The sequence below is a fragment of the Streptomyces sp. NPDC048337 genome (assembly GCF_043201175.1).
Lineage (GTDB): Bacteria > Actinomycetota > Actinomycetes > Streptomycetales > Streptomycetaceae > Streptomyces.
This window is the reverse complement of the sequence record NZ_JBICYR010000038.1, coordinates 1-13,914: the sequence shown is the minus strand read 5'-3', so window position 1 is coordinate 13,914 and position 13,914 is coordinate 1. Positions and strand designations below refer to the sequence as shown.

The 13,914-nt window shown below is 68.8% G+C and carries 13 protein-coding genes; 5 read left to right on the top strand and 8 right to left on the bottom strand.

Going from position 1 to position 13,914, the window contains the following annotated elements; translation table 11 throughout:
* The first annotated feature begins 559 nt into the window (after positions 1–559).
* The 3 genes from ACGFYU_RS35730 to alc all read left to right on the top strand — a co-directional run bounded on the left by ACGFYU_RS35730 (position 560) and on the right by alc (position 2,854).
* The gene (locus ACGFYU_RS35730) at positions 560–871 is read left to right on the top strand and encodes a hypothetical protein (protein WP_393831477.1); all 312 of its coding nucleotides are present in this window, start codon (positions 560–562) and stop codon (positions 869–871) included.
* Positions 868–1,632, top strand: a complete 765-nt coding sequence (locus tag ACGFYU_RS35725; protein ID WP_393831476.1) for a hypothetical protein — start codon at positions 868–870, stop codon at positions 1,630–1,632. The genes ACGFYU_RS35730 and ACGFYU_RS35725 overlap by 4 nt, the downstream gene beginning before the upstream one ends.
* Positions 1,633–1,717: 85 nt before the next feature.
* Complete coding sequence (gene alc / locus ACGFYU_RS35720) at positions 1,718–2,854, top strand: allantoicase (RefSeq protein WP_393831475.1); 1,137 nt, start codon at positions 1,718–1,720, stop codon at positions 2,852–2,854.
* A 1,021-nt stretch (positions 2,855–3,875) separates the two neighbouring features.
* Here the strand turns inward: alc and ACGFYU_RS35715 are convergent.
* From ACGFYU_RS35715 to ACGFYU_RS35685, 7 genes are all read right to left on the bottom strand, one after another.
* The gene (locus ACGFYU_RS35715) at positions 3,876–4,364 is read right to left on the bottom strand and encodes a hypothetical protein (RefSeq protein ID WP_393831474.1); all 489 of its coding nucleotides are present in this window, start codon (positions 4,362–4,364) and stop codon (positions 3,876–3,878) included.
* Positions 4,365–4,761: 397 nt separating this feature from the next.
* On the bottom strand, positions 4,762–5,136 hold the full coding sequence (locus ACGFYU_RS35710; protein ID WP_393831473.1) for a hypothetical protein: 375 nt from the start codon (positions 5,134–5,136) through the stop codon (positions 4,762–4,764).
* A gap of 1,089 nt (positions 5,137–6,225) precedes the next feature.
* Positions 6,226–6,663, bottom strand: coding sequence for an NUDIX domain-containing protein (locus ACGFYU_RS35705; RefSeq protein WP_393831472.1), 438 nt, complete (start codon positions 6,661–6,663; stop codon positions 6,226–6,228).
* Positions 6,664–6,691: 28 nt separating this feature from the next.
* Positions 6,692–7,522, bottom strand: coding sequence for a hypothetical protein (locus ACGFYU_RS35700; RefSeq protein WP_393831471.1), 831 nt, complete (start codon positions 7,520–7,522; stop codon positions 6,692–6,694).
* A complete protein-coding gene (locus tag ACGFYU_RS35695; protein WP_393831470.1) occupies positions 7,503–8,396 on the bottom strand; it encodes an aldo/keto reductase in 894 nt (297 codons plus the stop codon). The genes ACGFYU_RS35700 and ACGFYU_RS35695 overlap by 20 nt, the downstream gene beginning before the upstream one ends.
* A complete protein-coding gene (locus ACGFYU_RS35690; RefSeq protein ID WP_393831469.1) occupies positions 8,393–9,577 on the bottom strand; it encodes a cupin domain-containing protein in 1,185 nt (394 codons plus the stop codon). The genes ACGFYU_RS35695 and ACGFYU_RS35690 overlap by 4 nt, the downstream gene beginning before the upstream one ends.
* Positions 9,578–9,930: 353 nt before the next feature.
* Positions 9,931–10,158: a hypothetical protein gene (locus tag ACGFYU_RS35685; RefSeq protein ID WP_037929703.1), complete on the bottom strand. Its 228-nt coding sequence runs from the start codon at positions 10,156–10,158 to the stop codon at positions 9,931–9,933.
* Positions 10,159–11,551: 1,393 nt separating this feature from the next.
* On the opposite strand from ACGFYU_RS35685, the gene ACGFYU_RS35680 reads away from it, so the two are divergent.
* Entirely contained in the window at positions 11,552–11,680 is a 129-nt protein-coding gene (locus tag ACGFYU_RS35680; protein ID WP_393831468.1) for a hypothetical protein, read from the top strand.
* On the opposite strand, the gene cutA is transcribed toward ACGFYU_RS35680, so the two are convergent.
* The gene (gene cutA, locus ACGFYU_RS35675; protein WP_393831467.1) at positions 11,677–11,994 is read right to left on the bottom strand and encodes a divalent-cation tolerance protein CutA; all 318 of its coding nucleotides are present in this window, start codon (positions 11,992–11,994) and stop codon (positions 11,677–11,679) included. The genes ACGFYU_RS35680 and cutA overlap by 4 nt on opposite strands.
* Before the next feature lie 721 nt (positions 11,995–12,715).
* On the opposite strand from cutA, the gene ACGFYU_RS35670 reads away from it, so the two are divergent.
* Positions 12,716–13,789 carry a hypothetical protein gene (locus tag ACGFYU_RS35670; RefSeq protein WP_393831466.1) on the top strand — a complete coding sequence of 358 codons (1,074 nt, stop codon included), beginning with the start codon at positions 12,716–12,718 and terminating at the stop codon, positions 13,787–13,789.
* Positions 13,790–13,914 lie beyond the last annotated feature (125 nt).

The following is a 13,914-nucleotide window of genomic DNA, read 5'->3' as shown; positions in this document are numbered from 1 at the left end:
GAGGCGCCCATCGACCTGGCTCTCGAGCAGCACTCCCCCAAGGGGCTGCGCCGGGGTGCCCGAGCGCTGGCCCACTGGGAGACCGCCTACCGGAGGACACCCTCGGTCATGCTCACCGCTGGGCGGCTCGCGCAACCGGCCGAACCCCGTTACCACGAAGGGTTCATGCTCTCTGCCCGCCTCGCCGAGGCCGTCCGGGCCGTCGCCGGGCGCACCGGGACCGGGCGCTCGACGGTAGTCCTCGCCGCCTTCCAAGCCGTCCTCGCCGCCCGGACACGCACCGGACGCGCTGGGGGTACCGGGCGTACCGCCGTCACGTCCATCTCGGCCAACCGGTCGACCCCGAGCACCGCAGCTGCGGTGACCACCCTCGCTCAGGACGCGCTCATCGTTGTGGATACGTCCGGGGCGGGCTCGTTCGACGAGTTGATCGGCCGGACCAGGGAGGAGTCCCTGCGCGCCTACCGTTACAGCGCCGTCGACCCGGCGGCGCAGCGCGCGCTCCGCGGCCGACGCCGAGCGGGGCAGCCCGTTCGCGCGCGACGTGGTCTACAACGACATGAGCGCCTATCCCGGGGCCACCGGTCCGCTGCCGGCCGGTGCGGGCCGGGGTGAACACGCCGACATCCGGGTCGAGCCCACCACGTTCATGCCCGTGCACGCCTATCTGACCGTCTATCGCCTGGACGAGATCGCGGAGATCACCCTGTGGGCCGACGGCCGGTGCCTGGGGAAGCAGGACATCGAGTCGTGGCTGCGTGCCGTGGAGGCCGTCCTGCTGGCAGCCGCGGACCGGAACGTTCCCGCCGACGAGCTGGCGGATCTGGTCTCCGGCGGCCCCGGTCCCTGTGGTTCCGGAGGTACCAGATGAATCCGGCCGTGCTCGGGCTGCGGGAGCCGGCCGCCGAGCTGTACGAGAGCCTCCTGCATTGTCCCGGCACGCTGCCGGAGGACGCCGCGCGGCGGCTGGGCCTGGAACTCGCCGTACTCGACAGCGCTCTGGCGGAACTCCTTGACCGCGGACTGGTCACCCTCACCGGCGACCAGCGGATCGTCGCGGCCGACCCGGGGCCGGCGCTGGAACCTCTGATCGCCGAGCGCACGGCCGCGCTGGCGCGCGAAGCGCAACGTGTCGAAGCCCTCCGCGCCGCGGTCCCGGGACTGCGGCAGGCGTGGACCCGCGGGCTCGCCGCGGGTCCGCCCGCCGCCATGCCCCCGGCGGGCGGGGGCGACCTGCTCGGCCGGTACGCGTATCCCGCTTACCGGGAGGTCCTGGTCGTCCATCCTGCGGCACCTCTGGGGCGCGGGCACATGGTGGCCGCGCTGCCGCTGTACCGCAGGTTCCTGCGGCGTGGGGTCGCGGTGCGGAAGGTGGTCGCCCCCGAGGTCGGGGACGACCTCGGGGGCGCCGGGTACCTGAGCGAACTGGTCGCGCTGGGAGCGGAGGTACGGCTGGGCCGTGTCCCCGCCCCGCACACGGTGCTCGCGGACGGCTCGCTGGCGCTCGTCTGCCGCGAGGAGGTCACTGTGACGCGGGCCCGGGGTCATGTCTTGGCGCTGGCCGAGGAGTTCGAGCGTATCTGGCGGAAATCCGAACCGTTCGTCAGCACTGAACAGTTCCGTCGAAAATGATCGATGGACCTGGGTCGTCCCTCGCTGCGAGATTGACGGCGTCGCTCCGACCAGCCGGTCGGCAACGCCAGAAAGGCTCCCTCGCATGCAGGAATCGTCATCCTCCCAGCGCTCCTCCGCCGAGTCCGTGTACGCGGCCCCGTACGTGTCCGGGGACCCCTACGCCGACTACCGTGACGCGAGCTTCCCCTTCACCCGGCTCACCGACCTCGCCGACCGCCGGCTGGGCGCGGCGGTGGTCGCGACGAACGACGAGTTCTTCGCCGAGCGGGAGAACCTGCTCTCCCGCACCCCGGCGGTCTTCGACGTCCACGACTACGGGAACAAGGGCAAGGTCATGGACGGCTGGGAGACCCGCCGGCGCCGCGGCACGGACGGCGCGAACCCCTTCCCCGCCGACAGCGACCACGACTGGGCGCTGATCCGTCTGGGGGCACCGGGAATCATCCGCGGGATCATCGTGGACACAGCCCACTTCCGGGGCAACTTCCCCCAGCAGGTGAGCATCCGGGCCGCGGCCTTCGAGGGCACGCCCTCCGCGGCCGAGGTGCTCCGGGACAGCGGGAGCTGGCACGAGATCCTGCCGCGTACGCCGGTACGGGGCCACGCCGCCAACGGGTTCGCCATCGCCTCCGAGCGCCGGTGGACCCATCTGCTGATCCGGCAGCACCCGGACGGCGGCATCGCCCGGCTGCGCGTCCACGGCGAGGTCGTTCCCGACCCGGCCTGGCTGGCGCTCCTGGGCACCGTCGACGTGGCCTGCGTGACCAACGGCGGCAGCGTGCAGGACACGTCCGACGGCTTCTACTCCTCGCCGGGCAACACGATCATGCCGGGGCTGTCGCAGAAGCAGGACGACGGCTGGGAGACGCGTCGCCGCCGCGACAAGGGCAACGACTGGATCGTCTACCGGCTGGCCGCGCAGAGCGAGATACGCGCCGTCGAGGTCGACACCGCCAACCTCAAGGGCAACGCCGCGGGCTGGGTCTCCCTGTCGGTCAAGGACGGGGAGTCCGGCACCTGGACCGAGGTCCTGTCCCGCGTCCCGCTCCAGCCCGACGCCTTGCACCGGCTCCCCCTCCGGGCTCCGGCCACCGCCACTCACGCCCGCCTGGACGTGTACCCGGACGGAGGGCTGGCCCGCCTTCGGCTGCACGGCGCTCTGACCGCGGCGGGCGGGGCGGAGCTCGCCGGGCGCGCCGCCCGTGCCCAGCAGGACTGAACCCGGGGCCGCGATCCAGAGCGGTGCGGTCAGGGGCGGGCCTGCAGGAAAGGCACTGTTCCGGCCAGAGCACATCCGGCACATGAGACTCGGAAGAGGTGCGGAACGACGAGAACTCACGAGCAGGGTTTCGCTGGTCAGGACGTACTTCAAGGAGAACGCCCAGGTCAGAGCCACAGGGAAGTCATTCGCTCCACGAATGGCAGGACTTCTCACGAAGCGGACCACCAGCAGTGCTGCCTGCTCTGACTCCGAACTGGGGTTCAGGGCGGGAGCTGATCGCCGAGCGTCACCACGGCGTATCCGCTGCAAGCGGTGATCGCCTCAACATCATCGGTCGGTCGGCCGCAGACGGAAGGACCCGTCCGCCATCACAAGGGCCAGCGGAAAGGAAAGCGCCAGGTCCCGTAGGGGCACATGAGCCTCTCCACCCGTGCACCAGTCCGGGATGCACGCTAGCCGTAGCCGCCAGCAACCCGGATGGGTGGGAAGCGCCTGTTTCCCGAGAACAGCCGAAGGTCTCAGACTCCGCTCGGCCGGTACCCCCTTTTGTACAGGTCAGCGATTCAGCGCACCTTCGGTGGGCGCCGGCGGCGTGGTAAATGCCTTGGCGCGCGCTGGGGGGTGCTTCCGTCTGCCCCTGATGTGGGCCTCTCCCGGTTCGGGATCGTGGTGGGGTTCGTTCCGGCCGAAACCGGTGCTTCTGTGACGCCGTTGAGCTCGCAGGTCAGCGTGGTGCTGGGGGCCGTCCGCGGGAACCGTGGAGTGTTGCTGTGAGCACGTGCGTCAGAATTCCTGGTACAGACCCCGATACCCGGCGGCTTCGACGGTCACCGGGCACCCAGCCCTGCCCGCACCCACCCTCACCTGCTGCTATTTACGCGTCAGAGGCATGCCTGCCTCAAACGTGCCAGGCGCCTTCTAAGCACTTGGCCGCAGGTTCGAGTCCTGCCGGGGGCACTCTTTCCGCACCACCCCGAAGCCCTCCCATGCGGAGGGCTTTCGTCCAGGTCAGGGCACCCTAGCGTGAGCGTCGTAGCGGTGACGTAAGCCCAGCCGAGGCCCCTGGCACCGGCGGCGGCAGTCCGACTGAAACCGGCTTCGGACGGCTCGTGGCGGCCGTTCTTCCCGAAAACTTCCCGAAGTTCTGCCCTGACCGGTCAGCGGGCGGCGAGACCACGGCGGGCAGTTCCTGCGGGCCCTCGACGCGCTTCTGGAGGTCGGCCAACTGTCCAGTGACGCATCGGGCATAGGTCGACAGCAGGACGGGGACGCTGTTGCCCGCCCATGCGGCGACCTGCGCCGGCGGGACACCGTTGTTCAGCCGGGTCGTCAGGCAGGTGTGCCGCAGGTCGTACACGCGCTTGCCGACGGGCGAGGCGTACTCGTGCTCGTCCAGCACTGCCTCGCGGGCCTTGCCCCAGACCCTCCGGAACACCGAGCCGGCGAGCAGACCGCCCTTCTCCCCAGGGAACAGCAGATCCCCGGGTCCGAGCCCGTCGCGCTCCACCAGCTCACGCAGGACCGCGACGAGCGCCGGATGCGCGGGTACCGGACGGGTCTCGCCGACAGCCCGGCCCTTCAGGTTGACGGCTTTCGTGAACCTCGCCGTCGTCCGTCCACTGGCTGCCGACCTCGGGCTCGGCCGCGTGAGCGAGAAGCTCCCCCCAGCCGGCCTCCGGGAGCGTTGCGTCGGCAACCCGCAGGGCTACGGCCTCCTCCGGGCGGAGACCTGCGTAGTAGAGGGTGGCGAAGAAGGCGCGGAGCCTATATCCGGTGCGGGGGCGGCCTCCGATCCAGAAGAGGAGCCGGGCCACCTGGTCAGGGTTGAGCAGAGAACGCTTGTCGATCGCTTCCGCAGTCTTGGCAGCGCCGCCCTCTTGCCTGCCTTTGGGCAGCAGGTTGACCTAGAGCACATTCTGGCGGATCGCGTACTTCACGACCACATTCATGATCCGCCGGTCGCGGTTGACCGAACTGGCAGCCGTCGGCGACCCGTCGAGCAGCGTGCCCAGCGCGAGCATGACGCGGTCGACGTACTGAGTGTCTTCCAAGGCCTGCACGGGAAGGGAGTTGCGCCGGATCCAGGAAAGGACCGCCGCCACCTCCGGAGGGGCTGCCTCGCGGCGCCCCGCGTTGAAGGCGTACTCACGCAGCGCCGTACGGACCTCCACCGGATCGAATCGCTCGGGCAACTGGGCACGCAGAAGTGCAAGGGTGACCTTCGTCAGGGCCTTCGCCGTGCTCTTGCGGTTGTTCGCGGAAATGCGCGGCCACTTCATGTCGACGTACTGGAGCGCGAACTCGTACCAGCTGACCTCGGCCGCCAGCGCCGCGTGGGAAACGGGCCGACCGGTCTCGCTGTCAAAGGGCTCGCCGTTGTTCGCGGCAGCGAGGAGCGAGGCGCGAAAAGAGTCGGCGAGGGCGCGCGTCTTGTAGCTCTCGCCGCGCCGCTTCCCGTCAACGGACCAGCGGACGGTGGCGCATCGGGGACCGAGGGTCCGGATGCCTGGATGACCGCACAGGACCGGGATCGGGGACGGGGACCGGGGACCGGGACCGGGACCGGGACCGGGACCGGGATCGGGACCGGGGACGGGGACCGGGGACCGGGGACTCAGCGGGGTTCAGGCGACCGGGACCAACTCCGGGGACCGAACAGCCAACAAGCCGTTCATGAATGGCGTCCATAGCGGCGACTCGCGACCCCAGAGTGCTGGGGACCGTTCAACACGGGACCGTCCAGGGACCGGGCACCTGCTTGGGGACTCGGTCCCCAACCGGGTCCCGGAGGCTCCTAACGCCCCACCCGGCCACCTCTCCGGCCGGTGCCAACCAGACACACGCCAGGCCCGGCGGAACCCGGGGACGAGTCACGCAGCCCTCGACCAGGCGCCACCACACCACCCGCACCTGCCCTGACCAGCGTGAAGGTGGCCAGACCGAGGCTTCCCCCTCCCTGCCATCCGACCCGCCCACACAACGCCATCACAAGAGGAGATCCGCATGCCAGACCAGCACGACCCCGAAGGCACCACCAACCCGCAGTCGAAGAACTCCACCCCAGCTTCAGACGCAGCAAGTTGGGACGGAAGCATAGCTTCCGTCGAACCCACCCCTGAGGGGCAGGAGAGGACCTGCACCAGGGGCGCAGGTCCTTCTAGCCTCGACCGGGGGCGGATCGATGAGCATGAGGAGACTGAGCGCAGCCGCCGCTGCGGACGCACCGCCCTTGCTCGTGCTGCTCGCCACGCAGCAGAACGGGCCGCGATCGAGCCCCATCCCGACCACCTCGGCTGTCATCCGAGCAATGCCACCGAGTCCAACGCAAGTCAGCGTTGGCCCCGGTGGCATGTCCGCATGTCGTACGGCTAGACCACGACCCCAGCCCCGAGCGTGCCGGCGCCGATAGCGCCCCGCAGAACGTGGGCGATCTCCTCGGGCTTCAGGTCGATGCCATCCAGCCCCTCCATGGTCAGCCGGATCTCCTCCAGCGCGTATTCGCCGCGTCCCTCGGCGCTGAACTCGGGGCCTGTGCGGTCCTCGAAGGACCAGGTGGCGATGCGGGCGAGGTAGAAGAGCTGGCGCTCGTCGTCGGACTCCATCGTGTGCAGGAGGCGGACGATGTCGGCCTTCCCCGCGATCTCCTCGTGGATCTCCCGGTGGAGAGCTGCCTCCCGGGACTCGTCGCTCTCCTCGACGCCACCGCCGGGCAGCACCCAGTACACGGGGCGGCCGGGCTTGGTGCGGCGGATGACCAGCATCGTGTCGTCCGCGGTGACGAGGACAGCTCGGACTCGTTCCATCATGTCGGTCTGTCTCCCTAGTTGTTGACGCTCAGCGAGGAAGGATGCCCGTCACTTCCTCCGCGCGCCGGCGCAACAGTGGAGCCAGCTCCCTGTACCAGCCACGGCCGACGGCCTGGAGCATTTCGGCGAGGGCGATCTGTTCGCCGATCCGGCCTGCGGGGGTGTCCAGGACGTCGGCGAATTCGGTGCGGATGCGTGCGGCGACTGAGGGGACGCGAAGGCTGTTGACGTAGAGCATGGCCGGGTCGTAGCCGACGGGGACGGCGCCCCAGCGTTCCCAGTCGAGGATGACGAGGGGGTAGTGGGTGACGTTGGCCCACTGGAGGTCGGCGTGGCCGGTGACGCGTTCGGTGATGGTCGGCGCGGGGATGCCGAGGAACTCGGGGAACACGCGGTCCGCCCATGACTGGCGGATGGTCTCGCGGGGCGGCTCGGCAGCGCTGAGGGCGTCCAGGCTCTCCCGCAGCGTCGCCCACCAGGAGTCCGGGAGTCCCGGGTCTTCCGTAAGGTCCGGGGTTTCCGGGGAGATGACGGGCTGGGCGACGTAGTCGATCAGCTCGGCCTCGAAGACGTACTCCCCGCGCCCCCACCGGTACAGGTCGTGGAGGTGGGGGCGGGACACCTTGTCCGAGACCCCTTCCTCGGCGAGCGCGATGCCCTCGTTCCGGGTGGTGGGGGTCTTGGCGGCTTCACCGCAGTGGACGCGGAGCCAGTGGCCGTTCTCGGTGCGGGAGCCGACGGTCCGGCCGAGCCATCCCCAGGACAGCGGGCCCGTCGGAGCGGTGGCCAGGTGTGAGGAGGCAGTGGCGAGGGCCTCCTCCATGCGGGCCCTGGTGGTCTCATCCTTGGGCGAGTACATCGGTGACCCTCCTGAGCTGGTCCGGTTCAAGCGGGGAGGCGATGGCCTCTTTGGCGGCCTTCCAGTGCTGCGGCGTACTGGCGGACAGCAGTACCACGTCCAGGCTCGGGCAGGACGCCGCAGCCAGGAGGCAGGCGGCGGCCGTGCTGGTGCCGGGGCGGATGAACTCGGCGAGTTCGGGTGTGGCCAAGTCGAGGAGTTCGCCGCCGTGCAGGGGAGAGGAGCCGAAGGTCAGCAGGCCGGCGGCGCGAGCCTGGACGAGCGGGCCCCGCCCATCGAGGGCGAGCGCGATCGGGCGGACCATGACGAGGCTGACCGGCTGCTGGATGGCGCCGAGGTGGTGTTCACCCGATCCGGCGGCTTCCTTGGCCAGGGCGAGGAGTTCGGGAACGGTGAATGCCTCGTGCTGGAAGCCGGACCAGGTGGCCACTCCGTACCCGGCGATGCGGCCTTCGGTGGCGTACTCCTCCAGCACGGCGAACGCATCACGCAGCCGCGCGTGCAGCACCGCACGGTCCTGGTCGGCGTGCTCCGGGTTGTGGACGAACACGATGTCGGCGCGGCCCAGGGCCGCGAGGGAGCGATCGGTCTGCCAGCGGGCGAAGCCGGGGTGGAGGCTGTGGCCGACTGCGGCTTCCTCGGGCGCGAGGACTCCGGCCGCCACGGCGGCCTCGCCTTCCTGCCGGGTGAAGAACCCGGTCTTCGTCGCGACCATGGCGCGGGGGTGGTCGGCGATGACTGGGCCGAGTGTCTGGTGAGCCGTGGCGTAGTTGGGTGCCGTGTCCAGCCACACCAGCCCGTCGGAGCACGCGGCGCGCGCCGGCTCCTCGACAGCGCGCACCCGGTACGTCCCGAGCCCGAGGGCGGCGGTCACCTGGTCGCCCCGATCACGGCGGCGGCCTGTCCGCCCACCAGGGCCGAGACGATCTCGGCGCTCTGGGCGATGGTGAGGCCGGATGCGGTGGCGAGGTCCCCGAGCGTGACCGGGGGCCCGTCGGCCAGGCGGTGCAGCAGCGGTGCGGCGGGCAGTGCGAAGGTCCACTCACGCCCGGCGCCGGAGAAGGTCACCGCCTCGGCATCCTGGTCTACCCGGGCGCGGGGCACGGTGACCTGGACGGTGATCCTTGGCTCGGGCGGAACCGTCGCCAGGTGCGGCAAGGAAAGGCGTGGGCGCCCCGGGTGTGTGGTGTCCAGCGACGTCTCCCACCGGTCCAGAACGGCTGGGTCCTCAAGAGCGGCGAGCATCTCCTTGCGTATGGCGCCCAGGTAGTCGGCCCGCTCTTCGGGGGTGCTGAAGCGGGGGACGTCGGAGCGGACGGTTGCGCTGGTCCGGAGGTCGTCGCACAGCCATCCCAGGAACTCCGCACCGGTCTGCGTGGCCAGCCCGAAGGTGAGGTGGAGCGATGCGGTGCCCTGGTCGGCGCTCACCGCGTGCCACCAGCCGCGCGGCAGGTAGAGCAGGTCGCCGGGCGTCAGGACGATGTCCGCGATCGGCTCGCCCGTCGGGGCCTCGGGGGCTTCGACGTCACGCCAGGCGGGGGCCTGCCGGGTGGGTCCGTAGATCTTCCATCGCTTGGAGCCTTCAAGTTGGAGGACCACGACGTCGTGATCGTCCCAGTGAGTACCGAAGCCCTCTTCGGACGTCCAGGAGGCGTACGCGTTGGCCTGCACGGGGGTCCGGAAGAACCGTTCGAGTCCGGCGGCGGCTGCCCGGACGGGCGGGTGGATCTGGTCGATCGCGTCGATGACGAGGGACGCGCCCTCGGCGAGGCGTGCGTGGAACTCCGTCGGCTGCGGCTGGTACCAGGACACCCCGCGCCGGTTCGTGCGCAGGACGGAGTACGCCGTCGCGGGGACGGCCTCCCCCGCGCGGGAGAGTCGCATGCGGGGCGGCTCCAGCCGGTGCGCGGCAACGATCTCGTTGATTTCGTCCCAGGTCAGCAGGGTGGGAATGGCGGTGCCGGCTGAACGGATCACTGCGTGGGCGCGGAAACACGTCTGGGCGAGGAACGTGTCCCCGCCCAGACGCTGCGCCCACGATGCGGAATCAATCACCGTGGGTCTCCTCAGTCGATCAGGTGTCGTTCATGTCCGACTTGCCACCGGTGTTATCCGAAGCCTCTTCGGCGCGCGACCGCGCCGCGTTGATCCGGCGGACACCGATCAGCAGACCGCTGGCCTGCTCGGTGGGAGCGTTCTCGTTTCATCCCGTACTCCTTCCTGATCCTTGATGTGGCCCGCAGGGGTTCCTGCGGGAAATCTGGGGGTGGGGATGGTCCTGCGCGTGCACCCGCGGGGTCAGGGCCCGGTATCGCCGGCGAGGGCGAGAGCGACCACCAGGACGCAGGTGGCTGCGATGTAGAGCAGGACTGCGAGCTGCTGGCGCCATCCCCGCAGGGCCCTGCGGTTCAGCCTCGCTCCAGGCTGGAGGGATCCTTGACGATCCACTCCGAGCCTCCGCCCTCGGGCCGGGCAAAGACCGCGTTCGCGTACGAGACACGGGTGGCCGGGTCTTCGTACTCGCCGATGAACTGGACGATGCCCCGCCGGTTCTCCAGCGGGTCGAAGACCGGCGTTCCTTCGCTGACCCAACCGGGCACGGTCTGACGCTGGCGCGGACGGATCTGAGGGGCCACGGCTCTCTCCTTGGGCTCGGGCTGGCTCTTCGCTCCGGGGGACGCAGCGGGCCGCAGGTGCGACATGGGGTGCGGCCTTGCGGCCCGCTGCGAGGGGGAGGCCGCCTTTCCCGGGCGGCTGCGACCAGTCAACTGCCCTACGCGTTTGGATGGATGTGCCAGAAGGCATGGCCATTCCGGGGACATGGCCAGGTTTTATGGCCAGGCTGGGATCAGGGCTCTGCCGACGGTCGGGGGATGGCGATGATGACCACGAACGAGGGCGACGGCGTGGAGCCGATCGGGCCGCTGCTGCGGCGCCTGCGCATGGCCGGCGGACGCACACAGGAGGTTCTGGCGGCCGATCTCTCCGCGCGGCGGGGGTACCCGCTGGAGCAGGGCGCGATCTCCAGGTGGGAGACCCACGAGCGGCTGCCGGATCCCGCTTCACGGGCGCTGCTGGCCGCGGAGTTCGGTGTACCGGAGGAGGAGCTCCGCCGGGCCGTGGCTCTCGCCCGGCGCCTTCGCCGACAGGAGCAGAAGGACCAGACCGACCAGGAGAACGAAGTGTTCGACCGCCGCGGATTCATGACGGCTTCGGCCGGCGCCGGGATCGCCGTCATACAACCCTCTTCCCTGCTCTCGTCAGGGCGGAGAATCGGGGCCGACGTTCCAAGGCAGTTGAGCCAGCGCACCGCCCGGCTCCGGCGCCTGGACGACTTCGTGGGCGGTGGCGACACGTACCAGATGTATGTCCGGGAGCTGACGACCACGACCCGGCTGGCAGACGAAGGGGCCTACAGCGACGCGACCGGCCGGGGCCTGCGCGGGATCATCGCCGAACAGGCCCAACTCGCGGGCTGGTCAGCGTACGACGCGGGTCAGTACGAGGAGGCCCGTGGGCACTACATGACCGCCTTGGCCGCATCGCGTGCCGCCGAGGACAGCTCTCTGGAAGGCAACTCCCTGGCCTTCCTCGCCTACCTCGAATGGACCGTGGGCGGCGACTCCGGGATCCGGCTCGCCACGGCCGCGTACGAGGCGCTCGGTTCGGGGACGGCCCCCGTCGTTCGGGCACTGCTGGCCGACCGGCTGGCCTGGCAGCACGCGACCTCGGGGAACGCCCGGGAAGCGGACTACGCGCTGGGCCTCGCCGAGGAGGAGATCCACAAGCCCGGCGACGAGCCGGGCCCCGACTGGGCGTACTGGGTGGACCGCGACGAGATCGCGATCATGACGGGCCGGGTGCTGGTCCGAGCTGCACCGGCCCCTGCGGGCGATCCCGGCACTGGAGGACGCCCTCGGGCGGTACGACGACTCCCGGTCCCGCGACAAGGCGCTCTACCTGTCGTGGCTCGCGGCGGCCTATCTGGACGCTGGCGAGATCGAGCACGCGACCACGATCACGACCCGGGTGTTCGACCTCTCCGAGGGACTCGCCTCGATCCGGCCGATGGTGCGGGCCCGCCTGATGGTCAAGCGACTGGAGCCCCACCGGTCCCTCGCCCCGGTCGGTGCGCTGCTGGAACGGGCCAAGGGTTAGCGGGTGGCCCGCGTGATCCAGTCCAAGTACTCGGCTCGGCCGGCGTCGATGGTGAAGGCGATGACCTCGGGCGAGTCGTAGGGATGGTTGTCCACCAAGTGCTTCTCCAGCGCTTCGCGCCGGTCACCGGCCGTACGGAAGGCCACCTGGAACTCCGTGCCCTCGGAGACCTCTCCGAGGTGCCGGTACGTCGTCTCGATGGGCCCGGTCACCTGCCCGGAAGCAGCCAGATTCGCCTCCACTGCCGAGCGCGACAGCTTCCGCGCGGCGTCCTGACTGTCCACGGTAGTGATCACGATCAAGAAGTCAGCCATGTGGACAACGTACCCGTCCCATCGTGGCGTTGGCCCGGATCCGAGGTCTACGCCATCCGGCAAGTGGATGCCTTGGGCGAGGCCGGGACCCACTTACGGTGCCATGACGGACGCCAGCTGTTCACAGTGCGCTGAGAGTTTCCCTACTTCGTCAAGGCACCCGCCGTGCACGGCGCGGCGAGCGCGGCCCGTCGCCCGGGCCTGCGCTCCCGTCATGCTGCGCACGGCCAGCCGTCAGACGGGCCTGAGTCGGGCCGGGCACCCTACCCCACGCCGTCACGGATGACGGGAGGGTGAGGCGACCGCACTACCGGGAATGGGGGGCGGAGAGTAGCTGCTGCCGCGATGTGGCAGAGGCCGGTGTGGTCGCTCCACGTCGGTGCCGATCTCATCGCGGCCGATGAGCACGTCGTTCAGCTGCCTTTCCAACCTCGCGAGCTTCCTGATCATGCTTGACCGCCAGCCGGGGTGGGAGACGGGCAGAGCCACTCCACCGGCCTCGCTCCAACTGCCGCACGTACAAACCCTGGTCGCGTTAGGCTTGGGCCATGGAGTCGTCTGATCTTCGCGTTGCTCAGGTCTTCGTAGCTGGCGGCCTGCCCACGATCACATACAACCCACGGTCTACGCGGAACCTGGAAGAAGAGCTTCAGGACTACCTTGACGAGGGATACAAGATCCTCTCAGTCTCGGGACCCACGAAGACAGGTAAGACCGTATCGTGCGGAACGTCATACCAGAGTCGGAGGCCCTTTGGCTGTCCGGTGGATCAATCACGTCCACTGATGATTTCTGGGAAACAGTAGCCGACAAGCTCGGACGGTTTACTGGCATCGAATACTCCAGTGACATAAAAGATGAAGAGTGGCGCACTCGACAGGGAAGCTTCGGCTTCAGCAGCCTCAAGGCGGTGTTCGAACGCAAGGAGATCGTCGGCGACACAAAGGGAAATAAAGTCACCCGTGCCCGCCACGTCTCAAATCAGGTACGCGAGGCGCTAGATGGCCTACTCCAGCCGATCGTCATCGACGACTTCCACTATGTCCCTCCGGATGTTCAGCTCGACATCGTCCGAGCGATCAAGGATCTCGTCTTCAACGGCCTGCGCTTCATCGTGATTGCAGTCCCCCACCGAGCCTACGATGTCGTTCGCGTCGAGAAGGAGATGACCGGGCGAGTTCAGCAGATTGAGGTGGGATTCTGGTCCGAGGAAGAACTCCTCAGCATTCCCCGAAAAGGGTTCGATGCCCTCGATTTCAACGACAAGGACGGCACCCTGAGCGACCGCCTCGCCCAGGAGAGCTTCGCAAGCCCACACCTCATGCAAGATTTCTGCTTGCAACTCTGCAAGAAGAATAGATATCGAACGAAGCAGGGCCATCCTGTAGAACTAACAGCCCCCGACTGGGCTACATTTTTCAGGCAGCGCTCTTCGATGACATCGAAGACGGCATTCGACTTGCTCGCACGAGGCCCAAGACAGCGGACGGACAGGCAAGCCAGGAAACTCAAGAATGGACTGGAGAAGGACATTTATGGAGTAATCCTGGAAGCTATTTCCCACACAGGCCCCAAGGTCGCATTGACGTACGAAGAGATTCGCGCCGCCATCCGAGAGATCCTCGCCAGCGACATCCCGCAGCGACATCAGGTAATTCGCGTACTCGAAGCCATGTCCAAGATTGCAAAAAAGGATCTAGAGGGCGAGCCCGTCGTCGATTACGACAAAGAACTGGCAACTCTCTATATTTCAGATCCCTATTTCGCGTTCTTCCTTCGATGGGGCAGCCGTTAAGACGGATCGGCAACACCGACACACCGGCGACGCTGAGGTTGAAAGGGTGGGGTGACAGCGGGCGTTGACGGTGCTACATCCTCGTCATGAGGTACGCGGATGGCGGCGGTCTGACCGCTGCGGGG